This window comes from Streptomyces sp. NPDC059443, assembly GCF_042750105.1.
Lineage (GTDB): Bacteria > Actinomycetota > Actinomycetes > Streptomycetales > Streptomycetaceae > Streptomyces.
In genome coordinates, this window is record NZ_JBHYVM010000003.1 from 192,929 (window position 1) to 217,406 (window position 24,478).

The 24,478-nt window shown below is 69.2% G+C and carries 15 protein-coding genes and 1 pseudogene; 8 read left to right on the top strand and 8 right to left on the bottom strand.

Features of this window, described 5'->3' with window-relative positions:
* Positions 1–44: 44 nt before the first annotated feature.
* Together ACFXDJ_RS04040 and ACFXDJ_RS04045 are read right to left on the bottom strand one after the other, a co-directional pair.
* Positions 45–1,157, bottom strand: a complete 1,113-nt coding sequence (locus ACFXDJ_RS04040) for an SDR family oxidoreductase (protein ID WP_384648917.1) — start codon at positions 1,155–1,157, stop codon at positions 45–47.
* Between the two features lie 206 nt (positions 1,158–1,363).
* Positions 1,364–3,547: an MMPL family transporter gene (locus ACFXDJ_RS04045; protein ID WP_384648915.1), complete on the bottom strand. Its 2,184-nt coding sequence runs from the start codon at positions 3,545–3,547 to the stop codon at positions 1,364–1,366.
* A 203-nt stretch (positions 3,548–3,750) separates the two neighbouring features.
* Here ACFXDJ_RS04045 and ACFXDJ_RS04050 point away from each other — a divergent pair, with 203 nt between their 5' ends.
* Both ACFXDJ_RS04050 and ACFXDJ_RS04055 read left to right on the top strand, forming a co-directional pair.
* Positions 3,751–4,377 (top strand): hypothetical protein, encoded by a 627-nt coding sequence (locus ACFXDJ_RS04050; protein ID WP_384648913.1) that lies wholly within the window; start codon positions 3,751–3,753, stop codon positions 4,375–4,377.
* A 673-nt stretch (positions 4,378–5,050) separates the two neighbouring features.
* Positions 5,051–6,103 (top strand): oxygenase MpaB family protein, encoded by a 1,053-nt coding sequence (locus ACFXDJ_RS04055; protein WP_384648911.1) that lies wholly within the window; start codon positions 5,051–5,053, stop codon positions 6,101–6,103.
* A 36-nt stretch (positions 6,104–6,139) separates the two neighbouring features.
* On the opposite strand, the gene ACFXDJ_RS04060 is transcribed toward ACFXDJ_RS04055, so the two are convergent.
* The 6 genes and pseudogenes from ACFXDJ_RS04060 to ACFXDJ_RS04085 form a co-directional block, all read right to left on the bottom strand.
* Positions 6,140–6,679: an EF-hand domain-containing protein gene (locus ACFXDJ_RS04060; protein ID WP_384648909.1), complete on the bottom strand. Its 540-nt coding sequence runs from the start codon at positions 6,677–6,679 to the stop codon at positions 6,140–6,142.
* 56 nt (positions 6,680–6,735) lie between these two features.
* A complete protein-coding gene (locus ACFXDJ_RS04065) occupies positions 6,736–7,044 on the bottom strand; it encodes a transketolase C-terminal domain-containing protein (protein WP_384648907.1) in 309 nt (102 codons plus the stop codon).
* Positions 7,041–7,427: a hypothetical protein gene (locus ACFXDJ_RS04070; RefSeq protein ID WP_384649028.1), complete on the bottom strand. Its 387-nt coding sequence runs from the start codon at positions 7,425–7,427 to the stop codon at positions 7,041–7,043. The genes ACFXDJ_RS04065 and ACFXDJ_RS04070 overlap by 4 nt, the downstream gene beginning before the upstream one ends.
* Before the next feature lie 88 nt (positions 7,428–7,515).
* A pseudogene (locus ACFXDJ_RS04075) lies at positions 7,516–7,710 on the bottom strand (1-deoxy-D-xylulose-5-phosphate synthase); the annotation flags it as partial.
* Positions 7,617–7,958 (bottom strand): 1-deoxy-D-xylulose-5-phosphate synthase N-terminal domain-containing protein, encoded by a 342-nt coding sequence (locus ACFXDJ_RS04080; protein WP_384648905.1) that lies wholly within the window; start codon positions 7,956–7,958, stop codon positions 7,617–7,619. The gene ACFXDJ_RS04080 and the pseudogene ACFXDJ_RS04075, both read right to left, overlap by 94 nt.
* A 4-nt stretch (positions 7,959–7,962) precedes the next feature.
* A complete protein-coding gene (locus tag ACFXDJ_RS04085) occupies positions 7,963–8,178 on the bottom strand; it encodes a 1-deoxy-D-xylulose-5-phosphate synthase N-terminal domain-containing protein (RefSeq protein ID WP_384648903.1) in 216 nt (71 codons plus the stop codon).
* 774 nt (positions 8,179–8,952) lie between these two features.
* Here ACFXDJ_RS04085 and ACFXDJ_RS04090 point away from each other — a divergent pair.
* The 6 genes from ACFXDJ_RS04090 to ACFXDJ_RS04115 all read left to right on the top strand — a co-directional run bounded on the left by ACFXDJ_RS04090 (position 8,953) and on the right by ACFXDJ_RS04115 (position 24,120).
* Complete coding sequence (locus ACFXDJ_RS04090) at positions 8,953–9,186, top strand: hypothetical protein (RefSeq protein ID WP_384649036.1); 234 nt, start codon at positions 8,953–8,955, stop codon at positions 9,184–9,186.
* A gap of 656 nt (positions 9,187–9,842) precedes the next feature.
* Positions 9,843–10,790 carry a hypothetical protein gene (locus ACFXDJ_RS04095; RefSeq protein ID WP_384648901.1) on the top strand — a complete coding sequence of 316 codons (948 nt, stop codon included), beginning with the start codon at positions 9,843–9,845 and terminating at the stop codon, positions 10,788–10,790.
* A gap of 6 nt (positions 10,791–10,796) precedes the next feature.
* A complete protein-coding gene (locus ACFXDJ_RS04100) occupies positions 10,797–14,453 on the top strand; it encodes a CHAT domain-containing protein (RefSeq protein WP_384648899.1) in 3,657 nt (1,218 codons plus the stop codon).
* Positions 14,454–15,111: 658 nt separating this feature from the next.
* Positions 15,112–17,160 (top strand): hypothetical protein, encoded by a 2,049-nt coding sequence (locus ACFXDJ_RS04105; protein ID WP_384648897.1) that lies wholly within the window; start codon positions 15,112–15,114, stop codon positions 17,158–17,160.
* Positions 17,082–18,290, top strand: a complete 1,209-nt coding sequence (locus tag ACFXDJ_RS04110; protein WP_384648895.1) for a hypothetical protein — start codon at positions 17,082–17,084, stop codon at positions 18,288–18,290. Before ACFXDJ_RS04105 ends, ACFXDJ_RS04110 begins: the two co-directional genes overlap by 79 nt.
* Before the next feature lie 397 nt (positions 18,291–18,687).
* Positions 18,688–24,120 (top strand): sacsin N-terminal ATP-binding-like domain-containing protein, encoded by a 5,433-nt coding sequence (locus ACFXDJ_RS04115; RefSeq protein WP_384648893.1) that lies wholly within the window; start codon positions 18,688–18,690, stop codon positions 24,118–24,120.
* The last annotated feature ends 358 nt before the right edge of the window (positions 24,121–24,478 follow it).

Consider the following 24,478-nt stretch of genomic DNA (forward strand, 5'->3'; position numbering starts at 1 on the left):
GAGGCGGGGAATCGGCGTTGTGGAACCGGGACCACCGAAGCCACTCAGCGCACTCCGGCACTGGACACGGCCGTCCCCATCGCCGTGGCGCCGGCGGTCAGGTACTCCAGATCAACACGGGTCCCGGACGAAACCGGACCGAGCAGTGTCCGCACGCGCGTGTCGTCGAAACGGCGACGGTGGCCGAGGTACTGCATGCATCCGGGGTACAGCGCCACAGCCGCTTCCAGCGGGATCGGGTCTTCCGGCTTCATGTCGACAAGCTTCACCTGCACGCGAACGAGCTGCTCGGCCAGCGTGGTGAGGACCTTGACCGGCACATCGTGATCGTGGACCACGTGGTAGGTGTCGACCTGCCCCGAAGGCGGCATGCCGGCCAACTGGACCATGACCGCAGCGGCGTGCTCCACTGGCATCAGGTTCAGGTGACCATGGGGGTGGCCCTGCATCCGTACCACCGGTCGATTCTCCTCCGTCAGGGTGCCACCGGAGTCGGGGAGCCAGGTTTGCATGACCTCATAGAGGAACTGCAGCGGATGGCTGGGCAGTTCCGGGTGCGGAGGCAGTTGGCTGACCAGGATGCTGGGCCTCATGACCACGACCGGGCGTCCGTGGGACCGTGACCATTCGTGCACCAGGACTTCAGCCTCGTACTTGGACTGCTCGTAGCCGTTCTCAAAGCCGTGCGTGCCATCCAGTTCGTCCTCGTAGAGCACACCGTCACGTCGCGCTCCGCCGACGAAGGCGGTGCTGATGTGATGGATCAACGGCTTCCGGACACCAGCGGCGGCAAGTTCCAGGACGTTACGGGTGCCCTCGACGTTGGCCTGACGAAGCCTCACGAGGTCGTCGTCGAGCTTAATGTTGCCCGCGCTGTGCCAGATCACGTCCAGTTCATCCGCCAGTTGCCGAAAGGCGACGGCGGGCAGCCCCATCTGCGGCTGCCCCAGATCGACCTCCACGATGCGCAGCCTGCCGGGAAGCTCCTCGATCAGCCCGCTGGGTGCGCCCGCCAGCTCCATGAACCTCGTGATCCGCCCGAGCGCACCCCCCGACCGGGCGTGTGCGAGAACCGTCAGCGAGTCGTGATGCCCAAGCAGTTCACGGACAAGGCGCAGTCCGAGGAACCCAGTGGCGCCGGTAAGAGCGACCTGCACGTTCAGTAGCTCCAGAGCTCAGAGGAACCGGGATTCGACTGCCTTGCGACGGACCGTGGACTTGCCTACTGCCGTGAACAACCGGCCGGCGGTGGGCACGGAAACGGCACGGCTGCCTGGAGCAGCGAACTCCACTCGAATGGATCTTGAAAAGCGTTTTGTGAAATGATTTGCCCCTAGTTCAAACCAGACGCACTATTTCGTGATCATTCACCAGGCTTGGCGGCCATTTCACGTGCCGCCTCTGGGTGGCCGTCGGCATCATCGCGGGCGGTGGGGAAGGGTGCCGGCGCAGCCGACTGAGTTCGGTCCACGGCAAGGATGCGGCGCTGGTGCCAGCGGGCCATGGGGGCCGGCGCCCACCAGTTGGCCCGACCCAGCAGGCACATCACTGCGGGGACCAGGATTCCGCGTACAAGGGTGGCGTCGACGAGGACCGCGAGTGCGAGTCCGAGGCCGAGCATCTTCAGGATGGTGAGTTGGGAGGCGATCAGGGGGAGCAGGGCGAGGGCGACCAGGAGGGCGGCGACGGTGATGACGCGTGAGGTGGCCGCAACGCCGGTGACGATGGCGTCCTTCAGTGGACGGCCCCGGGAGTGTTCTTCGAGCACACGGGTCAGGAGGAACACCTCGTAGTCGATGCTGAGGCCGAAGGCGCAGCAGAACATCAGGATGGGGACGGGGAGGATGAGCTCGCCGGTTGGGGTGCCGCCGCCGATGAGGGTGAGCAGGTGCCCGTCTTGGAAGACGGTGACGAGGGCGCCGAACGTGGCGCCGAGGCTGAGCAATCCGACGATGACGGTCTTGAGCGGCAGGACCAGTGAGCCGGTGAGCATGAAGAGCAGCAGTCCCATGCAGGCAACGATGCAGGCGGCGGCGAGGGGCAGCCGTTCGATGAGGGCGGTTTCCGTGTCGGCTTGACGCGCGGGCTCCCCGGTTACCAGGTGAGTGCCCGGTGATGGCGTGGCGCGGAGCCGTTCGATGAGTGCGGCGTGCTGGGCGTGCGACTCCGTCGCCACTACGGCGAGCCAGGTGGCGCCGGGAACGGTGTACAGGGCGGCGGAGGAACCGGGAGCGGCGATCTGTCGGCCGTGGCGGTAGCTGCCGGTGGCGCAGTCCACCAGGGTGACGTGCGGCATCCTCGACAGGCGGCGGGCATAGCCGTCCACCTGCGGCTCCTGGTCGAAGGCGTCCGTGCGGGGCAGCAGCACCTGAAGGGTGCGGTTCCAGGGCACGTCGAACTCACTGCTGATCTGCCGGCCCACTTTGCGTGATTCCGCTTCCGCGGGCAGGACACTGACGTCCGCCGGCCCGAACCGGATGTGCCCGAACGGCAGGAGAAGGCACAGGAGCAACCCGGCGGCACAGGCTGCGGACAGAACGGGGCGCCGGGTGGCAGCGCATGCCAGGTGCGCCCACGGTGCGGCGGGCCATGGGCGGCTACCCGCCGGCCGTTCGGGACGCCGCAGGCGCTCACCCAGGAGCAGGAGGGCGGGCGGCAGGAAGAGGAGGGTTACGGCCGCGGAGAAGAGAACGACCACCATGCCCGCGAGGGCGATGGACCGCAGGAACGTCAGGGGGAACAGCAGCAGCGCGGCCAGGCACGTGAAGATGGTCGCGGCTGAGTAGAAGACGGCGCGGCTGGTGGCCCTTACGGCGGTGGTCGCCGCGTCGCGCACGGATGCTCCGGTGGCCAGCTCCTCGCGGTGACGGACGACGACGAGGAGGGCGTAGTCGACGGCCAGACCGAAGCCCAGAGCCGCGGCCAGGTTGGGAGCGAACACCGAGACGGGGTAGTGGGGGGCGACCAGCCGCAGGACGGCAAGGGTTCCGGCGACCGCAAGGCCTCCGACCAGGGCAGGGAGAAATGCGGCCGCCACGGAGCCGAAGGCCACCAGAAGTACAAGCACCACCAGGGGGGCGCCGAGGAGTTCGGCTCTGAGCATGTCCGACTTGCTGATCTCGGAGACCTGGACGCTGACCCAGGAGGCGCCGGTGGCCGAAACACTCAGCGGTCCGTGTTCACCGGTCAGTTGGGGCACCAAGGTCCGGGCGGTGTCCACGGCCTGCGCTTCGCTGCCTGCCAGGTCGGCGGTGACCAATGCAGTGCGGCGGTCACGAGACAGCAGCCGTTGGTCCTGCTCGCTCCAGTAGGAGAAGACGTGCTCCACGCCCGGACGGGCGGCCAGGTCCTCGGCGAGGCGCAGTCCGGCATCGGCGACGGCCGGGTCATCAGCGTCCGCGGTACTGCGGACGCGCAGCACCAAGTCGGGCAGCCCTGCCCCGAAGCGCTGCGCCAGAAGGGCGTCAGCCCGGGTGGCCTCGGTGTCCTGGGCCACGTAACCGCCGGGCGACAGGCCCGGCGGCATCAGCAGGAAGACCGCCCCCATAACCAGAGCCGCCAGCAAGCCCGCGGCAGCGGCTCGGCGCGGATGGCGCAGCACGGCGGACGTCAGGCGCGTGACCGGTCTGCCAGCCCGGGTGCGGGTGTCAACGGTGGGGGGTGGCGGGTGCGGGGTGGCGGGCTTCATGGACTGTCCTCCTCCTAGAATCCGTCACTGTACGCAGTTGATCGACTCCATGGAGCGACGCTATGGGCCTGAAGACTTACGCCACCACCATGCGGGGACAAAGCCAGGACCGGCCGGCCCTGACACTCCGCCGAACCGCACTGACAGCCGCAGCCGGAGGTTGCGCCCTGCTGGCTGTACTGGGCGGCCACAGCGCGACCGCCGCCCAAGCGGTGACTCCCATCCGGGTGGCGGCGCCCGCACAGTTGACGTGCGCCGCACGGACGGCGCAGGGCAGTCCAGTTCGCTTCAGCCCCGCCGTCACCGCACGGGCCCGCTCGGTCCGGGCCGAGGGCACGGTGACGCTGGAACGCTGCTCCTCGCCCAACGGCAGCCAGCCGGCGTTGCAGTCGGGGCGGCTGACCTTCCGTGGGACGGGCACCGCTACCTGTACCAACGTCCGCGACGTACACGGCTCGGCGACCGTGACCTGGTACGACGGCCGGGGCCGCGAGCTGGGCACCTCCACGCTTACTCCGCGGGCCAATCCAGGAGCGCCACTGAACGCGCTGGTCTCCGCCTCCATCACCAGCGGCATGATGGCCGGCCGACAGGTCAACGGCCGTCTGCAGCCCACGAGTGACGTGCGCAGCTGTGGCACGCGCGGCCTGAGCAGCACCTACAGCCGCGGCAGTCTGACCATCAGTTGACCCTACGTCTGGCTGACGCCGGGCACCGCAACAGCGAGTCTCCCAGGGCGTCTTGCCGGCGGTACCCGGCAGGGTTGCCCGGCCCGACAACACGAGCCTGGCTCCGGCGCCGACTGCGCTCCGCATGCCTCACACCCGCAGCGCCGGTGCGGCAGGACCATCGCTCCGATGCGGCTAGCCGCACCCCCACAGCCAGAGCCTCGGTCTCCGTACGCCCTCCGAACTCGGGGGCTGGCAGCAGGCCCGGATGACCGCCGCCCGCGCCGCCACCTGGGCCCGCAACTCCTGGAGCGCCACCCGCCCCCGCCAGCCCCTACACGACAGCCGGCGCAATCGCGTCCCGCCGCTGACCCGCCCAGCCCACACCACGACCACCGAGGAGCCCCATGACCGCAATCTCCACAGACCTCAGCCCGAAGAAGATCGAGCAGGCCGTCGACATCCTCCTCGGAGCACGACCCGGGCCCGCTTGACGATCGCCTCGATGGAGACCCGGCCGTAGCCGTCGCTCACGATCACGGCGAGGGCCCCGTCTAGCAGTTGCTCCCGCCGCTCGGCGATCGGGACGCGCGGGGCGTCGGGGCGGGGTTTGTGTGGCTTGTCCTGTAAGAACAGGGCTGTCGGATTGGGGAAGCGGTGCGCACGCGCCGCCGGAACACGAGGGAGTGGCCCGATGGCCCGACTGAACGGCAAGGAGGTCGAACCGTACGAGGACTACGGGTTCTTCGGCCCCGGATCGGTGGTCTGGAAGGTCTGGGGCTATCCGACGGCGCCCACAGTGGGCTTCCAGCGCTCCGCGGTGATGCAGGAACTCGATCCACCGTTGGCGGCCGCGGTCCACGACACCCAGGGCTTCTACGAGCGCACCCACACCCGCTACGACCGCACCGTGCGCTACTTCGCGATGGTGGCCTTCGCGGGCACCAAGCAGGTGTGCAGGGCCGCCGATGCCCTGGTCAAGCTCCACTCGAAGGTCGTCGGGCAACTCCCTTACGGCGAAGGCACCTACGATGCCAACGACCCCGCCTCGCAGCTGTGGATCCAGCTCACCGGCTGGCACTCCATCCTCTACGCGTACGAGAAGTACGGGCCCGGCAAGCTCACCGCGGCGGAGGAGGCGGAGTACTGGGAGGCTTGCGCCCTCGCCGCGGAGCTCCAGACCTGCTCTCCCGACGACGTCCCGCGCGACCGCGCGGGAATCCGGGCGTACTTCGCGCACATGCGCCCGCGGTTGGAGGCCAGCCCGATCGCCCGGCAGACCATGAAGCACCTCCTGAACACCGACCTCCTCCTCCCGCCGACCCCCTGGTGGATGAAGCCCGCGCGGACGGTCGTGGCGCGGACACACCGGATCGCCACCATGCCGCGCTGGATGCGGGAGATGGCGCAGATCCGGCAGTCACGCCTCCTGGACCTCCTCGTGGTGCCGGTCATGCGGACGGCCTTCGCGCTCGCGCACCTCAACCCCCGGGTCGAACTCTTCCTTCTGGGGATGCTCTCCCCCTCCACGGTCCAGGTGGTCGCACCCGTCAAGCTCGGCGTCCCTCCCCGGAACAAGGAGGTCCTCACCCCCGAGCAGGCCCGCACCCGCCACGGCTACGTACGGCCCGCCGAGGCCCACGCCGAGTTCCGGGCGCGCCAGGCGGAGCGCGTCTTCGGCGCCGGAAAGCCCCCGAGCGAGCAGGGACTGATCGAAGCCCAGGAGGTGCTCGGCCCGCTGGCCTGACGTGCGGCCTACGCGGCGCGGACCGGGGCCGGGGACCTAGAAGGGGAACCGGCCGCAGAGCCAGTTACCCGGTTCCGTCGGGTCGTCGCTCATCCAGAACTGCCGCCACAGCAGGGCGAATTCCTCACGGCTGAGATGCCCGTCGCCGTTCAGGTCGAGCAGTTCGAAGATGCCCGTCATGTCCACGGGCTGCCCGTTCCAGGTTTCGACGAGCTTGTGGTGTTCCTCCGGCGGGATGCGGCCGTCACCGTTGGAGTCCACGGCGGCGAAGACGGTGTCGGCGGTCGCGGTGACCTCCGTAACCATCGCGGGCAGCCTGTTGACGAGGGAGAGCAGCTCGTCCATGTCGACCGCGCCGTCCCCGTTCGCGTCCCCCGCTTCGAGCAGCGCCGCCCACCAGCCCATCAACAGCGTCTCGACGCGTACGCGCAGCTCCGTCCCGGGACCCACTCCCGGGAGCCGGCTCCAGCGGTCGACGAGGGCCGTGAAGTCCTCCCCGCGCAGATAGCGGTCGCCGTCCGCGTCGAACGCGGCGGACATCCCGCTGAGTTTGCGCTCCTGAAATGCGCTGGCCATGACCGGCCTCCCTCGTGCGGAACCCAACCGCCACCGACGTGCGGACCGCGGGGTGTTCAGAACGTGGGGATCTCCACCGGGCGGATGGCGCGGGCCTGGAGGACCGCGTGAACGATGCCGTCCCGGTCCAGGCCCGCGGAGGCGAGGAGGTCGTGACGAGTACCGTGCGCGATGAAGGCGGCGGGAAGACCAAGGACACGGACCGGCACCACGGACCCGGTGTCGACCACAGCCTGGGCGAGGGCGCACCCGGCGCACCCCGTGCGGATGTTGTCCTCGACCGTGACCACCAGGCGATGGGAGGTCGCAAGTTGAACCAGCCCGTCTGGACCGGGAAGGACCCAGCGTGGGTCGGCGACCGTCACCCCGATGCCCTGATCGGACAGGTACTGGGCCGGGCCGACTCCACCGCCTCGGCGGCCAGCGGGCCGGCGGCCACCAGCAGCACCTCACGCCCGCCCGACGCGTACAGGGCGTCCACCTTGCCCTCGCGCCGCACGGCCTCAATCTCCTCACCTGCCACGGCTTTCGGGAACCGCAAGGCCGTCGGTCCTGCCTGGTGGGTGACGGCCTCGCCGAGCAGCTCCCGCAGCCGAGCGGCGTCGCGCGGCATCGCCACCTTCATCCCCGGCACGCCACCCAGCACGGACAGGTCCCACATACCGTGATGCGACGGCCCGTCCGGTCCGGTGATCCCAGCCCGGTCCAGGACGAAGGTGACCGGCAACCGGTGCAACGCCACATCCATCAGCACCTGGTCGAAAGCCCGGTTCAGGGAAGGTGGCGTAGAGGGCGACCACCGGGCGCATGCCACCCATCGCCAGCCCGGCCGCCGAGGTCACGGCATGCTGCTCGGCGATCCCCCCGTCGAAACACCGGCCGGGGAACACCTCCGCGAACACGTTCAGCCCGGTCGGCCCCGGCATCGCCGCGGTCACTACCGCCAGCTTCGGATGCCGCTCACCCAACGCCACCAGGGCTGAGGCGAAGACGCTGGTCCAGCTGGGGCGCTCACCGCCTTCCGCCGGCACCCGCCGTCCTCGGCGGGGGCCACCGCATGAAAGCGGTCCGCCTCATCCGCCTCGGCCGCCCCGCACGCCTTGCCCTTGACGGTCACCACATGGACCACCATCGGCCGCCTCAGGGCACGGGAGCGGCGCAACACCGCTTCGAGCTCAAGGGTGTCGTGGCCGTTCACCGGGCCGAAATAGGCGAATCCGAGCTCAGTGAACAGATTCCGGCACCCCTGCGATCTCTTGCCCGCCTTGAGCGTGTGCAAATGCTCAGCCAGCGTGCAGGGCCAAGGTGAGCTCCACCACCCCCAGGTTCGGCCCCAGATGCCCTCCGGCCGCGGCCACCTCGCCCACGAGGAAGTTCCGGATATTCGAGGCCAGGGCGGGCAGATGCCCGGCTGGCAGTGACCGTAGAGCCTTGAGATCGGTCAGGGCCGCCAACAGCTGGCCCGAGGATGAGGAGGGAGTCAAGGCGATCGATGTCACTGCCGTACCTCCGGATCACACCGGGGAGGTGACCGTGCCACCGCCCAAAGCCGCAACAAACCAGCTCAGCCAGCCTCTGCGTGCCGAAGACATCGTCGCCCCCACCCACGCGTACGCGAAGGCGCACCCGACCGGCGCTTGATGCGGCCATGTCCACAGATGCACGCTCGGCGGAAACGGGCCAGGCTGGCTCACCGGGTGACCACAGGCGCACGCCGGAGCCGCGGATCCGGGACGGGACCGTCCTCTGTCCTCCCCGAACCGCCCCCGTCCGTGGGCTCCTGGGTGAACGGGCCGTGAGCCGTCACTGCTACCCACAGTTCGACGAGGTCGCGGGAGTTCTTGAAGCTGCGGCCCGTCGTCTGCTCGATCTGGCGCGCCGGGTAGTGGGGGTACGCCGCCCAGCGGAGGACCCACCGGCCAGCCCCCGACAGGGAGTGCGGCATCCGTCGGCGGTTACCCCGCGTGTCCGTCACGTCGGCATGCCGCGGCCCGCAGCTCGCGCAGCAGGAGCTCCCAGGTGTCCGATTCGGCCCTAAACACGTCCTGCTCAACGCTGCGTAGTCAGCACTCAACCAGCACGGGCCGGGTAACGAGGGGTGCTCACGTGTGGTTTCAGGTCAGCACCAAACCAGCACGGGAACTAGCAAACATCATCGATACGGGCATAACGCTGTAATTCGGACACTGCACACCCACCTGCTTGAGGCAGGTCCGAAAGGCCTTTCCTCGGGCGGTGTAGTGGTCGGGCACACCCGGCCGGGTCCGATTGTGATGACGAGCAACATATGCCTGCGACCTGCGGACTTCTACGTTGTGGCCACACCCGACGTCCCCGCAGACACCCTGGAAGTGGTGCACATGGTCTCCACCGGAACCGCCCCGAAGAGCTCCTCCGGCATCAGACGGATCGTCGCCGCCAGCCTCATCGGGACCACCATCGAGTGGTACGACAACTCATCCGACCAGAGCTACCACCTGCGGCTTTTCGCCGCACAGCACGCCTGAACCAGCACCGAACCAGCACGGGATCCGAAGTGGGTCCCTCACCCCGCTCGCCCCGACATCGCAGCCCCACCTCCCCCAAGAACATCAGCAACGCATCTCCATCACGCTCTGTAGAGAACAAACCGGCGAGCCCTTAAGGCCGCCTGCCCCCGAACGTGATCTGATCCCTGCGGTTCGAAGGGGGCCAGGTTCGCTTTTGCCGGTCAGGGCGGCAGAGGGTGGGACGGGTTCCCTGTCGTGGTCGGGGGATGCGAAGCCGCTGTGACGCCAGGCAGCTCACTACTGAGGGCGTTCAAACACCCTGCTGGCGTGCGCATGAATCCGGCTCCGGCGGGGAGAGTGCAGTTGGGGGGCGACACCGGGGAGCATTACGGGGGACGGTGCTGTGGGGGCAGATCACGAGCGCGCAGGATCCGGCGCGCACTGGACGGCGAAGGACCGCGAAGCGGAAACCGGGCCCGACGGAGCCGAGCGGTCCGGCGACAGGCCCGGGCAGGCACTGGCCGGGGACGCCTTCGTCGACTTCGACCGGCTCTTGTGTTCGCGGTGCGACTACGCATGGCCCGTACTCGACGTCGGGGACCCCGCGCCGCGGCCCGAGCGGTGCCCACACGACGGTTCCACGCTGACGTACCGGCCGGCTGGATGGCGTCCGGGTGCTGAATGACCTCTGGAAGGGCATGAGCGGCAAGCTGTCCGAACGCTGGCTCACCGCGTTGTTCTCACCGGCCTGTCTGTTCTGGCTCGCAGGGCTGGCCTGCTGGGTGCGGAGTGAAGGCGGGGGCACGGTCCGCGCACACGGCTGGCGGGCTGCGGCGAAGATGTGGACGACGGAGCTTGCAGCCCTACCCGCTCTGGCGCAGGCGATGGCCGCCGTAGGGGTCCTGCTGCTACTCACCCTGTCCGGATTGTTGCTGAGGTTCCTCTCGCGTCCGATCGTCAGATGCCTGGAGGGGTACTGGGCATTCCCGGCGCCGCGCCGCTGGCTGCGCGAGCGTCTGGGCCGGCGTGCCGAGCGTGACATCGCGCAGCTGCGTCCGCTCGCGGCCCGTGCGGTCGATTCCCTCGACGCCGAAGTCCTCGCGCAACGGGCCCGGTTGATCCGGCGTGTACGCGCGGTCCCGCTCGATCCACGGCGCAGGATGCCTACCCGGCTCGGCAATGTGCTGCGAGCGTCGGAGGACCGGGTACGGGCCCACTACGGGCTGGATCCCGTGATCTGCTGGCCCAGGTTGTGGCTCCTGCTTCCGGACACGGTCAAGGAAGAAGTCCTCGCGGCCCACAGATCCCTGCTCGTCGTCATACACGTGGGGGCGGTATGGGTTGCCTGCACGGTGTGGTCGGTATGGAGCCTCTGGGCGATTCCGATCTCCTTGCTTGCCGCAACCGTCACCTATTACGGGTTCCTGCTGGCTGCCGCCGCGGCCCACGCGGAGCTCGTCGAATCCTGCTTCGACCTCTACCGCCAGCAGTTGTACACGTCATTGCGCTGGCCCCTGCCACGGGACCCGCTCACCGAATACGAAGCGGGCCGCCACCTGACTGCCTACCTTGCGACTGGGTCCCGTAGACCGGAACCAGTGTTTTCCCCGCCTGAAGGGTGACGGATTGTGCTGAACGAGCTGGTGGACCGGGCTTTCGGGCTCCCGGAGGACGTCGACGTAGACGTCGAGGTCGAGGCCTGGGAAGCGGTGCTGACGCATCCCGACTTCGGCGGAGAGCCAACGTCTGTGCGCTGGTCGACACTGGTGGCCCTGGGCTTGAGCCGGATGCTGAGGTACGACCGGGACGGCCGCCTAGAGGACCTGGCCGGGGCGCTGACCTGTATGGAAGCCGCACTGACGCTGCCGGACATCCCCTCGACCAACCGGACCGCGGTGTCGTTCAACCTGGCCAAGGCACAGGAGCGCCGCTATCGCCTGACCAACGACACCGACGACCTGCTCTCGGCCGCGAGGACCATGTGGGCGCTCGTGGACGATCCCCCGCCGGGCACGTCCTCCCGAGCGATATGCATCTGGGTGGGCAGGCTGATCGAAGGACATGCCGGCCCACCGACGCGCCCCATGCTGTGGCTGACGAACGCCGTCCTGGAACGCATGGTGGAGGATCCGAACGATCCGGACGACGCCCGGAACCGGCTGGCCCTAGCCGGATCCCTCACCGCTCTCCTCTTCGACATCAGCCCCTCGACCATGAGGAGCACAGTGGCACGGGCTTTGCAGCTGGCGACGGAGAGTGAACAGCTACTGCCCGATGGCCCCGTCCGCCGAGCGGCGGCCGAGCAAGTAGTGAAGCTGCGGGGTCTGGCGGCCTTCATGGAGGAGAACCCGCCTCCTGAGCCCGGGCGAACGCCACGGGAGAAGGAGGACCTGTTCGGGTTCTTCGAGAAGGTTGCCAAGATCCCCGATCGCGGCACGCGCATATCCAGGTTGCGGGCGGCACGCGCGGCAAACCCGTACGAGACCAACGCGGACGCATGGGTTCTCCTGTCGCTGGTCCTGGCCGAAGCAATACTCTCCTTGCGGACGAATGCCAAGATCGATACCGACGAGGCCATCACCGTGCTGCGGAGCGTCCTAGATCTGCCGGAGACCAGACGGCACGGTCACGTTCCGGTGGTCAGGCACAATCTCGCGATCGCCTACTCTCGGAGACAGGCCGGTGACCCTGGATCCAACACCACCCAGGCCCTGAACACCCTGGAGCCCGCCCTGTCGGAGCTGGCCCAGAACGATCCGCTCCGTGCCACTTTCGCCCTGACGCTTGCGGGTCTACTCCGGGACGCCTCAGAGCAGACCCGAAACGCCGCGGAGCGCCAAGACCACATCGAACGTGCTATCACCCTGTGCCACACAGCACTTGACACGACCAGAGATGACGGCGAAGCGAGGTTGAGGGCAAGGGTGTTGAACCTGCTTGCGCAGCTCCTCCGTGTACGGGCGACGGGCGACGCCGAGCAGAACATCGAGGAAGCGATCGCCGCCGCCCGACAGGCCGTCGGTCTACTCGACCCCGTCGCGGATATTGTGCCTTGGGGAGACGCCCACCACACACTCGGAAACCTCTACCAGGACCGCCTCACCGAGGGCCGTGAGGCGAACCTGTGGCGCGCCATTGAGCACTACCGTGCCTCCTTGGAGGCACAGCCCAAGGACACGATGCCTGTGGACTGGGCCCTCTCCCAGATCGGCCTGGGCAATGCCTACAGCCTAATGCGGGGTCGCGATACGGAAGCCACTCAACAGCTGGCGGTCAAGGCGTACATGGACGCTGTCTCCATCCTCACCATCCAAGGGCAACCGCGGGAGTGGGCCCAAGCCGAGGCCAGCCTGGGGATGGCGCTGGGTGACCCGGAAGTACGAGCGCGACCGGACCTGAACCGTGCCATTACCCATCTGACCTCCAGTCTCGAGGTATTCACCGAGGATGCCTATCCGACGGACTGGGCGAGGGTACAAAGGTGTTTGGGTCTTGTACGCGAACAGATCGGAGGCCCCGCTCAGTTGGCGGCGGCAGCACGGCACTTCCGGTCCGCCCTGCGCGTACTGAGCTTCGAGAACCAGCCTCGGCAGTGGGCAACTGTCCAGCTGGCTCTGTGGCAGCTGGAGCCCGCCCAGGACCGTGCCGCGTACGAGAACACGATCAGGCTCCTCATCGACAACGGACTTCGCTCCGAAACGTTCACGGCCTCCATCGCCCAACTGCGCTTCTTCAGATTCGAGAGCGACTGGCCGGCGGCGGCCGACGCGGCCCAACGGGCCGCTGAGCTACACGAAACCCTTTACCAGGAGGCTCTGCTGCGGAGCACCCGGCACATGGAGCAGCGTGGGGCCGCGCAGCTGGTTCCGGAAATCGTCACCACCCTGTGCGCGGCGGGGCGCGTGATGGACGGCGTGCTCCTGCTCGAGCGGACGCGGGCGCGCGAACTGGGCGAGGTCATGCGTCAGGACCGGGACAGTACGCGCATGGCCCGGGATGCCGACCCCGATGCCTACGCGGCCTACCGGGAGGCCGATGAACGTCTCGTGCGCCTCGTAGCGGTCGAGAGCAGTCTCGTCGGGGCCCGTTTCGGCATGGCCGACCTGGAGGTGCAGCAGTCGGCGCTCGTGCGGGCCATCGCGAAGGCGCGTTCGGAGCGGGACAGCGCGCTCGCACCGCTCCTCGCAGCAGTCGATCCGTTGGACCAGGTGGACATCAGGGAACTGGCCTTTGCGGCGCCCTCGCATCGTCCTTTGGTCTACGTCTACACGTTCCAGCACATCGCGTACCTCCTGCTGCTCCGGTGGGACGGGCGGGGCGGGCATTCCATCGAAGCCCGCTCGGCGGACGGGAGCGACCTGGCGTCCGGGGAAGGCACGGACGCCGTACTCCATGCCCTGGCCGTCGGCACCCTGGCTCAGTGGCTGCGCGAACTCGAAGTCGAGGAGGTGACCTTGGTTGCCTGTGGTCGGCTGAGCGGAGTCCCACTGCACGCTGTGCCGTATGAAGGCCGTTGCCTCATCGACGATTTTGCCGTGTCCTTCGCCCCATCGGCAGCCGCCCTAGCCCACCGGCCCAGTCCCGAACCTGGTCCGCGGAGTCTCGTTGCCGTCGGCGACCCGACCGGCGATCTGGGCTTCGCCTCCGCCGAGGCCACCGCCGTCACGACGCTGAGCGGTTGGGACCGCTACATACTGCGCCAGGGGACGGCAGCCACTGCGTCGGTCTTCATGGAGGAAGACCTGCCGGGGGCAACCCATGTCCACCTCGCATGCCACGGGCTCTTCGACCCCGCCGGTCCGCTGGAGTCAGCCTTCATCATGGCCGGCGGCACCCGGATGACACTCCGCACGATCACGAAGGGCCGGGCATTCCGCGATGTCCGCCTGGTCTTCGCCTCGGCGTGCGGCACGGCTTCGACCGACGGGTTCCTGCCCGACGAGGCCATCGGACTCGCGTCCGGGCTGCTCCAGGCCGGTGCGGCAGAAGTGATCGCCACGCTGTGGAACGTACAGGACCTGCCGGCCATGCTCCTGGCCACCCGCTTCTACCACGAACTGCCCGCCGGGCCCATCCAAGCATTACGAGCGGCCCAGCTTTGGCTGCGGGACTCGACGCCCCCGCAGCTGTCTCTCTGGTGCAGCACTCTCCTCGCTGCAGTCCACGACGAACCGGCCCGGGCCCGCCTGCGCCGGGCGGTCACTGTCCTCGACGGCTTTCCGCAGCAAGCTCCCTGCTACGCAGATCCCCGCCACTGGGCCCCGTTCATCCACCTCGGCGCCTGAGCCGCGGCCTTGGCCGCTGCCCTACCGGGCATGGGCGGCCCAGCTTCCGACCGTATTCCGCGACGCGATCGGAGACGGGCTGATCACCTGCCCGCAGGCGGTCAGCCGCCAGCAGCGGCGCCTGGCCCAGTCGATGTTCCGTCACCCCCCGCATGCCTGACCTGCGCAAAGGGAGCTGCTCATGTTCGCCGAGGGAAGTAGTTACTGGAGGAGCCCGTCATCCTGCTGGTCAGAACATTCTGTCGGTTGACCCGAGCATGTGGGCTCACAGCGTCAACCACCGCTCCTCCTCCTCGACGACTACCTTCGCGGCACGACCGCACGCGCGCTTGGCGAGGCACTGGGCATGCCGAACGTCACCGAGTACCTAAGCCTCATCCACGCGTTGGCAGTCCTTCGGCATCGTCCACGACCACCACGGCGGGCCACGCGCCACCGCCGACCTGAAAGGCCCACGTCCAAGTACGCCTGGCCACAGCTTTTCTGACTGATCGGCCTGCTCAACGAGACTACGAAATGGAACACTTAGCCGAACGGTGATCCCAAGACGAAGGTGATCCACCGGCGCCCGGGGGCGCGTCGAACCGGAGGAACACGAGTGCCACAGACAGACACACGCCTTGTCCAGACCGCCGTCATCGGTGGCCAGGATTCGGAAGTGCCCGTCATCCTCCCGGAAGAACCGCACAACCTGGACGAGTTCCGACGTGAGTTCGGCACCGACCGCTTCTGGTGCGGCACGCTCCTCGGCGGCTGCGGCGAGAAGCTCATGACCAAGCGGTACGAGACCAAGGTCTGCCACTTCTCCCACTATCCGGACCGTGACGGGATCCGCGCGGTGTGCCATCGCTCGGACAACGGTGAGGACAGCGCCGACCACCTTTTCATCCGCTTGCACGTGAAGGAGTGGCTGGCCGGCCAGGGTCACGCCGCGCAGTCCGACCTGCGCAGCCTCGGACACGGGCCGGGCGACGCAGTGGACTTCTGGCTGCGTGCCACGGGGCAGCACCTGCGGTTCGTCCTCCGCTCGCAGGACTACCACAGCTGGCGCAGGGCGGCCGACAGCCTGGGCGCGAGAGAGGGGCACGTCGACTGGGTCTTCAGGCCCGAGGGCGCCGTCGCACGGGAGATGGCCGCCCGCCAGGGCTACTCGCTGCGCGTGCGCTGTGAGACGGCCGGAGCCGACCGCCGCGTCCTCATAGGCACCGCGACCGAGGACGGCCAGGTATCCTGGGAGCCCCTCGAACAATGCCGGATGACCCGCGACGGCCTGGTGACTCCGGCCCTCGAAGGGCTGCGGGCCGGCGGTCACGTACGTCGAGGCAGCATGCGCAACCATCCGCTGCCGGCGGTTCTTCCTCTGCACGGCGCTCGGATCGTCTTCGCCGTGGACCCCACCGCGAAGCGCCCGGAGGATGCCGAGCTCGCGGTCGAGGGACGGTACCTGGTCCCCGGATTCGTCAAGCCGGCCGGAAGCCGCATCATCCGCGCCTGCCTCTCCCTGCCCGACGAAGTCCCCTCACCCACCGAGCAGTACGTCTATCAGCTCTCCGGCCTGGTGAAGCTGTTGATCACTGATCCCGTCGCGGCCGACGCTCCCTCGTGGGCCGTACGTGCGGACAGCCTCACGCAGCTCCAGGGCCTTGACGCCGAACGCACCGGCCTGTGGCGCCCGAGCGTCGCCCTGAAGGAGGAAACCGCTCCAGCACCGCAGGTACGCCACGTCGAGCCCGAGAGCCGCCCTTCCCCACCCGAACGAGGCAGGGTTGCTGCCACGCTCCGGCGGGAGCTGGAGCGAGTGGCGGCCGAGCGCACCACCACCACATGGTCGAAGCTGGCGAGCCGGATCGACCTCGACCTCGCACATCTGCCGGACCCCAAGCGCCGCGACCTCCTGGTGGAGGTCGACAGGCCTCTCGAACCCGGCCGACCTCTCCTGTCCGTCCTGGTCCTCGCGCCGTCCGGACGCTGCCTGCCCTACCTGGGCACCGTGCTGCGGCTGCTGGGAGCGTCCGCTCCGGCCTCGGACACAGCCCTGCAACGCTGGAGCGCGGTCGAGATCAAGCGGGCGCACGACGCGTACGGCCGCCCGCCGGCTCCCTCGCCGGCTTCGACACCCGCCTTGCGGACTCCACCCGCGCGCCAGGAGAAGCCTGCAACCACCGACGCCGCAGACCTCCCGGACCTGCGAGCCGCATCCCAGCAGATCGGTGAACTACGGCAGAAGCTGGCAGAGGCGGCCGCCATCGCGCCCAAGGCGAGTCCGCGCCGCGCGGAACGGCTGGCGAAGGCCGTCAAGCAGGCCCGGGCTCACCTCGCGGGCTACGAAGCCGCTCGCCTCCACGATCGTGTTCTCCGCCCGTGGCTCAGGGCGGGCCACCCGATCCTGGATGAACTCACCCGCCTCATCGGCCACCCCGTCGCCTCTCCGCAGCCCACCTCCGCAGGGAGAACCAGCGTCATCGCCGAGGCTCCGCCGAAGGCGCGCGAGTCCAAGCCGGCACACGGGCCGGCTAAACCGCCCCGCCCTGACGCCCCGAAGCCCCGAAGCCCCGCAGCACGGAGGAGATCAACGCCATCGCCTCGCGCTTCGAGGAGGCGAGACGAGCCGGGGACCTCGCCGAGGCGATGGTGCTCCAGCAGCACGCGGGGCGCATCGGCGACCAGCAGCTCCCGGCAGAGGACAAGCAGCGCATCCGGCGACTGAGTACGGCGATGACGAAATGGATCCGCCCCCGGGCCTCCGAGGCGGCTCAGATCGCGCTGCGCGCGGTGCTGCAGGGCCTTACTGGTCCGGAATCCTCCAACGACCCCCTCGAACTTCGCAGCGGCCTGGCGCACGCCAAGATCCTCAGGCGCCGTTGCCGCGGAAGCCTGCCCGAGGACATCCAGGCCCTGTTCGATGCTCTGCAGGAGAAGTTGAGCAGTACCGCCGCATCCCAGGACTCCGACGAGGCCCCCGCGCATCAGGAGCGGAACCCCGCCCAGACCGAGGCACTGGAGGAGTTCGAGTGGCTCCGCGACGAGATCCGCGTCGCTCAGTCCGCCGATGACCTGCCCGCCGTACAGGCTGCCCGACAGCTGGCCGGACCCTTGTACGCCCGGAAGCTGTCGGAAGTAGATCGCGAGCAATACACGCCCTTCATGCGTGAGGTGAAGGCCTGGTGCGGCGAGCGGGTCCCGCAGAAACAGGTGGATCCGGCGCTCCGAAGGATTCGGGAGCTGCTCACGGGACTGGCGGGGCACCGAAAGGACGGATCCGTCGACGAAGTCCGTCTCACTCTCGACGAGATCGCCCGGCTCCGTGGCAGCCTGGCCGAGGGGCTGTCCTCGTCGGAAGCGACGGCGGTGAACCGCTGGCACAGCCGACTCAAGCAGCGGGAGGTCTCCCGCCGTGAGCGTTCCAGGCAGAAGCCCGGATCGGAGCCGCGCACACCCCTCGGAAAGGCGGAGGGCCCGGCCATTCCCCGGCAGACTGATCGGCTCCCGGCCGAGTCCGTCGACAAGCTGGCCGTCGCCGCCCGGAAGGTCCTCATCGACACGGCCCGCAGCGGCGGCAAGGTTCTCACCTGGGGGGACCTCCGTATCAGGATGGGCGGTGCACTCCCGCACCTGCACCCGGACGACCAGGGGGAACTGCTGGTGGCCGTGGACCACGAGACCCCCGCCGGAGATCCACTTCTGTCCACCTTGATCGCCAGCACGGACGCCTCTCTCCACTGGCTCTACCGGCACGTCCGTTTCAGCCTGGGCCGCGAGCGGATCCCCGACGCGGAGCTGGAGGCCCACTGGGCCACCGAGGTCCTGCGACTTCGTCAGCGGTGGCGTCACCGATAGTTGGGCGACCCCCTCGGTTCCGGTGGTCCGTACGAGAGAGGGTGAAGTCTGTGGGATGGGGGCTTGGTCGGGGTGGCTCCGGGTTCCGACTATGCCTCAAAGCCTTCCACGATCCTGGCTGGCCAGCACCCGGCACCGGACCTGGTGTTTCGATCGCGAGCTTGTGAAGGATCCCCCAGCGGACAGCATCAGGGCCGCCCAGGAAGAACACAGCAAGCGGCGACACAGTACCTCCCCCTCCCTCGATCCGCCGTGCTCAGCAAGTTCGAGCCCTGTTCGACGGCGCACCAAAACGTCAAGCTCAGCTCCGAGCCGCGCTCCACACAGCGGTTCCTCGCGCCCCCGATGTCAGTGCGGCGGGATACCGTCCTCATCACGCTGAGGTGAGGGGAGAACCATGGCGAGGAACGCCCGGGCCGAGCAACTACGGGAGTACGGCCGGTCCGTGCTGGAGGGGGCCCGGTCGGAGCAAGTCCTGCGCATGGCACGGCAGGTGAACGCCGTGTCGTACACGAGCGCGCGCGAGTACGCCGGCCGCTCGCTCTTCGAGTTGCTGCAGAACGGCTACGACGCGCATCCGAGGGACCGCCGCGACGGACGGGTCCACGTCCTGCTCGACGAGGCGGAGGGCGAGTGGGGGACGTTGTACGTCGCCAACGGCGGCACGCCCTTCACCTGGCACAACGTCAAGCAGATCTGCGAGCTCGCGCAGAGCTCGAAGGAGGTCGGCGAGGGCATCGGGAACAAGGGCGTCGGGTTCCGCAGCATCCTGCTGATCAGCGACGCGCCCGAGATCTACAGCGCGGACCCCGACAGCCCGCCCGGCCCGGAACTGGACGGGTACTGCTTCCGCTTCGCGCAGAGGGCCGACGTCGAGGAGTTCCTCGCCGGTGAGGACAACGCCCACGAGGTGGCCGCCACGTATCCGCCGCTGCAGGCACCCCTGCCGCTGGACGACGTGCCCGCGACCTGCCTGCAGCTCGCCGCCCAGGGATACGTCACCGTCGTCCGGCTGCCGTTGCTGAGCGAGGCCGCCCGCGACGAGGTCCGGTTGCGGATGCGCGAGCTCGCGGGGGCGAAGGTACCCCTGATGCTGTTCCTCGACCGGCTCGCAGGCCTGACGCTGGAACGGCGGGCCGCCGGTGGCGAGACAGGCGAAGCGGAGGAGTCTGACGACCTCCGAGAGGCGCACGAGCGGCACGAGCTAACGCGCTCCGAGGAGCGCTTCGCGGTGGCGGAGGACGGCGCCGGGCACGGGCTCCCCGTCTCTTGCGCGATCGTGGACCTGGGGCCGTCCGGCACCTTCCTCGTGGCACGGATCACCGTCGAGAAGGAACGGCTGAACAGCACGCTCGCCGAGGCCGTGGGTTCCGGGCTCCTCGACGACACGTGGCAGGAGTGGAAGCGGTCCGCCGTCGTCGAGGTCGCGCTCCCGCTGCCAGCCCCGCGCCGACCGCTGCATGGGCAGATCTACACCTTCCTGCCGATGGGTGAGGACCAGGCCGCGCCCTTCCCTGGGCACGCGAACGCCCCGTTCTTCACCAAGTTCGACCGCACCGGGATCCCCTCCAACAACCCCCTCAACGTGCTGCTGCTCGACGCGGTCGCCGAGACCTGTCTGGCGGCTGCCGCGGTGTTGCGTGCCTCGCCCGAACCGTCCATGCGGCAGCTGGCCGTGGACCTGGTGAGCTGGGAGAACAAGAAGGACTCAGTGGGGCGGTTCCGCGCGGCGGCACTGCGCGTGCATGGGAGCGAACTGGCCGACGTACCGCTCGTGCCCGTCCTTGCCGCGGACGACGCCCCGCCGGAGGCGGGCTGGGCCCCGCCCCGTGGCGCGGTCCTGTGGCCGGACCTCGACCTGACCGTCCTCACCGCACACCGCGCGCACGAGGCCGAAATCGTGGTGGCGGACCCCGAAATCGGCGGCGACCGGCTGAGACGGCTGGCCACCCTGTGCAAGGCCCTCGCGTGCCCATTGGAGCCGGGCCCTGAGATCCTCGCCGAGCACGTGGAACGGATCGTCGGGGGCCTTCCCCTCCCTCGGTCCGGTGAGTCCCCCGAGCAATGGAGCGCGCTGTACGAGGACCTGGCCGCCCTCTTCGAGGACGACGGGCACGTCCTTCACGGCAGGCAGTTGCTGCTCGCGGAGGACTACACACTGCGGCACACCAACCGTCCCCTCGACAGGGCTGGTACGGGAACGAGTACACCTACACAGGGCAAGGCGAGCGGTCAGGGTGCCCGCCGCGAGGCGTTCTTCCAGCCGGTGCGTACGGAGGCGAACCAGGCCGAGGCCCCGTCCGTCCCCACCCTGCTCGGCAAGCGGTTGTTCACCCTGCACCCGGGGTTGGTCTGGAAGGACCGCAGCGAGCGTACGCGCGGGCGGGCCGCCCGCACCTTCCTCGAGCAGGAGGGGCTCGTCCGGCCGTACGACACGAGGGGCCTCCTGGACCACGTACGGCAGGCACTCAGCGCGAGCACCGATCACCGACTACGCCTCCAGACCCTGCGGTTCGTCTTCCGGCTGTGGCAGCCGCAGCGTTCTCTGGGCGGGACGCAGATCTCCTCGCTCGGACTGTACGTACCGTCGGCTGACGGCCGGATGATCAGGGCGAGCGGTGCCATCTTCGGCCGGGGTTGGGGCCGCGCATCCGTCGGTGAAGACCTGTCGGCGGTGATCGCCGCCGGGCAGGACGTGTCCAAGAGCCTCAAGGTGATCGCCGGACGCCTCCTCGCCGAGCCCGAGGAGTTCGCCAAGCGGGCCGAGACCGCCTCCGAGGAGTGGCGGGCGTTCCTTCTGGAGGCAGGGGTGGCCGACGGGCTGGTCCCGGTCACGTCCCCTGACGCCTCGAGCTGGGTGTACCAAGGCCAGGAGCTCAACGATCAGCGACTGGTCCGCATGGCGAAGGTGTCAGCCGAGGTGCAGGACCAGTGGGAGCAGTACGTCAGCTGGCCCGGTGTCTACTACCCCCGGACACAGTACCGGGGGACCCCCGCCTGGCAGCTCCCCGGCCAGGACGTCGTCGGACGCCTGGGCCAGGAGGCCCGGCTGGCATACGCACGGCTCATCCTCCACGGCCTGGCCAGCTGGAACGACACGAGGTTCGCCAGCGTCTGGACCAGTGCCGGCACCCAGAGTCGCCCGGACACGGAACGGGTGACGACCCCGCTAGGCGCCTTCGTCCGGGAGCAACCGTGGCTTCCGGTGCGGGGCCGCGACCGGGCCGTCCGGTTCGTCCGCCCGGCCGACGCCTGGCACTGCCCACCCGGGCTGGAGGAGGCGCCCTCGTACGCGCCGACCGTCGACCATCGGCTGCGCCACCTCCTGGAACGCGGGAAGGCGGGCGACCGCCTGCGGGAGATGCGGCTGCCGACCTGGGACGACCCCCGGGACAGCGGCCGCCTCATCGCCGCGCTGGGACGGCTCGCAGCGGAGGGCGCACTGGGGGCCGAGGACCGGCCCGCCGCGCAGCGCGCCAACGAACGCGCCTGGAGGTACCTCGTACGGCGGCCCAGTCCCGCACTGCCCGAGGGCGCCATTCTGCTCGCCGAGTCCGAGGACCGGCTGATCGGCGTACCGCTGTCCGCCCTGGACAGCGGGGAGAGCGATGGCGATGGCGGGACCGTGCTCTACGTCAGCGGTGAACGCGACGGCCTAACAGCCCTGCTGGTACGGGAGATGGGGCGCCCCCTGCTCACCCTTCCCGGTGTCTCGGCAGAGGCCGCCGAGCTGCTGGCGGCCGAACACCCCGCCACCGTCCGGCACACCGACGACCTAATGTTCACCGTGACCGTGGACGGCGCACGGGTGGACCCCGCGGCTATGGGAGAACCACTGGTCCAGCAGCTGCCCTGGCTCACGCTGACCGTGGGCGTCCTCTCCGACCACCTGGCGCGCGGCCCCCGTGCGAGCGAGGCCGAGCTGAGCGAGCTGACGTCCCTGGTCCGGAGCGTACGTCTGCACCGCTACCGCTCCTGGGACATCGAGCTCGACGGCCGGCCCGTGACGTTGCCAGGCCGCCACGGCGGCGTGCTGCCGCTGCCCGATCCGAAGCATCCGCTCGTCCTCGCTCCGGCAGGCGAGCCGGGCTGGCCCGAGGTCCCCCGCATCGTGATGGCGGTCGCCGAGCTGCTGGGACGGAGGGAGTTCGGCGACCGGCTGCGCATCGCCGCCCACCAACTCGCCTCCCGCCACGCCGACCTGCGCGACCCGGGCCAGGAGGAGCTCGCCGACGCCCTGGAAGTCACTATCCACCAGGTCGAGGAGACGAGCCGCCGGATCGACGGGGCCATCGGCGTGGTCCTGGAGCGCAGCCGGCCCTTCCTCGTCCACCTGCTCGGCACGGAGGCGGCGAACTCGCTGTTCCTGCCGCCGCCGGGCGACACCCGGGAGTTCCAGGCACACCTCGAGGAACATGCTGCCCAGCTACCAGTCCCCGTATCCGAGTTCATCGCCAGGGCCCGCGCGGCCCGCGGTACGGACGAACTGCGGCGCGACCTGGGCATCGGATTCGCCGAGCTGAACGACACTCTGCGTGCGATGAGCCCGCCCCTGGAACCGGTCAGCCACGCCGACGAGCACGAGGAGGCGCTCCGCACCTACCTGGACCTACGCAAGAAGGAGCTCGTCAACCGGCTGCGCTGGGCGGTACTGGAGGACTTCGACGCGCGCCGTCCGATGCCCGACTGGCCCTCGGTCAGGGCCCTGGACTGGATCACCGCGCCGGAGGCATGGAAGTACACCGTGGACACGGCCGACACGGTAATCCTGGAAGCACACGTGGAGCGAGAGCTGGCGCTGCGCCTGGGCCGCACGGTGCCGTTGCCCCGGTCGGGCGAACGCCTGCCCGCCCCCGACCAGGTACGCGGCGCGAACCTCCGTACGATCACCGGCCTGGCCGCCGACCTCGCGGTCCTGGTCAGGGCGGCCGGACACCCGTTGCCCGCGGCCCTGACCGGAGCCGAGCCCGCCGAGGAGGTCACCGCGCGGCTGGAGGCCGCGGGCGCACTGGACTTCCGCCCCCTGTCCCCCACCGACATCGTCGGCTGGCTGGCGGCCCTCGGCCAGTGGCCCGACGGGATGGCCGTGGCGATCGATCCCGAACGGCACGGGCTGTCCGAGGCCGACCTGGACCGGGTGCGTAACGCGGCGGAACACGAACGCCGCGAGCGGGAGCGCAAACAGCGGTCGATCTCCGTCGGCGGCCGCGACTTCGACGTGTACTCCGGCGACTTCACCGCCCTCACCCGCGAACTCGACCGGGTCCTGCAGAGCGGCTCGGCGCCGGGCATCACCGCCTCCGGGGCGCTCCGCTTCACGGACCCCCGTCCCCAGACCGGGCGCACCCAGGCCACCGGTCGCACGCGCGGGTGGCGGTACGGGGGCGGCACGGACAGCGGGCTGACCACAGCCCAGCGGGAGGCCATCGGGTTTGTGGGCGAGTGGTACGCGTACCAGTTCCTGTGTGCGCGCTACCCGGACCGCATGGACGAGACCGGCTGGGTGTCGGGCAACCGCCGCAAAGCCTTCCCCGGCCCGTCCGGCGACGACGGCCTCGGCTTCGACTTCCGGGTCGGCTCCGGCAGCCGGCCCTACATGTACGAGGTGAAGGCGACCGGGGGCGACGGCGGCCGCTTCGAGCTGGGAGAGAGCGAGGTCCGCGCGGCTCGCCAGCACGCGGGCAACGACCGCTGGCGCCTCCTGGTGGTCACCCACGCCCTCACCCCTCACAAGGTGGCCATCCAGATGCTCCCCAATCCCTACGGAAAGCGCGGCCGAGGCCGCTACCGAGAGGAGGGCGGGGCACTGCGTTTCTCGTACCTGCTGTGATCTTGACGCTTAACCCCGGCGCGAGATGGGTCGGGGTTAGACGTCAAGTCAGCTTGACTCGGTCGGGGAGCATCCCCGAGCAGCTCCCGAGAGCTCAGCACTCTCCCTGGCCTTCGGGATCAGAAACCAAAGAGCCACGTCCTTACCTGCCAGAGCGTCTGCCTCACCGAAGCCGAAGCAGCCGCAAGACGAGATCCGCCATGCCGGTGACGGCAGATGCAGTGAGCCTACATACGCCAGCTTGGATGACGCTGGGAAGGAGCGATCGCAGTTGGGCGTCAGGTTTCCGGCGAGTGCATGCTGGCCGGCCTACGGATCGACACTTACGTTGAGACATGACAGCCCTTCGGGGATGTTG

What these genes read in the sequence shown, in the direction of transcription:
- ACFXDJ_RS04045 (WP_384648915.1), bottom strand. Translation starts at nt 3,547, where the DNA reads ATGGGGGCGGTCTTCCTGCTGATGCCGCCGGGCCTGTCGCCCGGCGGT.
- ACFXDJ_RS04050 (WP_384648913.1), top strand. Translation starts at nt 3,751, where the DNA reads ATGGGCCTGAAGACTTACGCCACCACCATGCGGGGACAAAGCCAGGAC.
- ACFXDJ_RS04115 (WP_384648893.1), top strand. Translation starts at nt 18,688, where the DNA reads ATGGCGAGGAACGCCCGGGCCGAGCAACTACGGGAGTACGGCCGGTCC.
- ACFXDJ_RS04055 (WP_384648911.1), top strand. Translation starts at nt 5,051, where the DNA reads ATGGCCCGACTGAACGGCAAGGAGGTCGAACCGTACGAGGACTACGGG.
- ACFXDJ_RS04060 (WP_384648909.1), bottom strand. Translation starts at nt 6,679, where the DNA reads ATGGCCAGCGCATTTCAGGAGCGCAAACTCAGCGGGATGTCCGCCGCG.
- ACFXDJ_RS04070 (WP_384649028.1), bottom strand. Translation starts at nt 7,427, where the DNA reads ATGGATGTGGCGTTGCACCGGTTGCCGGTCACCTTCGTCCTGGACCGG.
- ACFXDJ_RS04110 (WP_384648895.1), top strand. Translation starts at nt 17,082, where the DNA reads ATGGTGCTCCAGCAGCACGCGGGGCGCATCGGCGACCAGCAGCTCCCG.
- ACFXDJ_RS04090 (WP_384649036.1), top strand. Translation starts at nt 8,953, where the DNA reads ATGACGAGCAACATATGCCTGCGACCTGCGGACTTCTACGTTGTGGCC.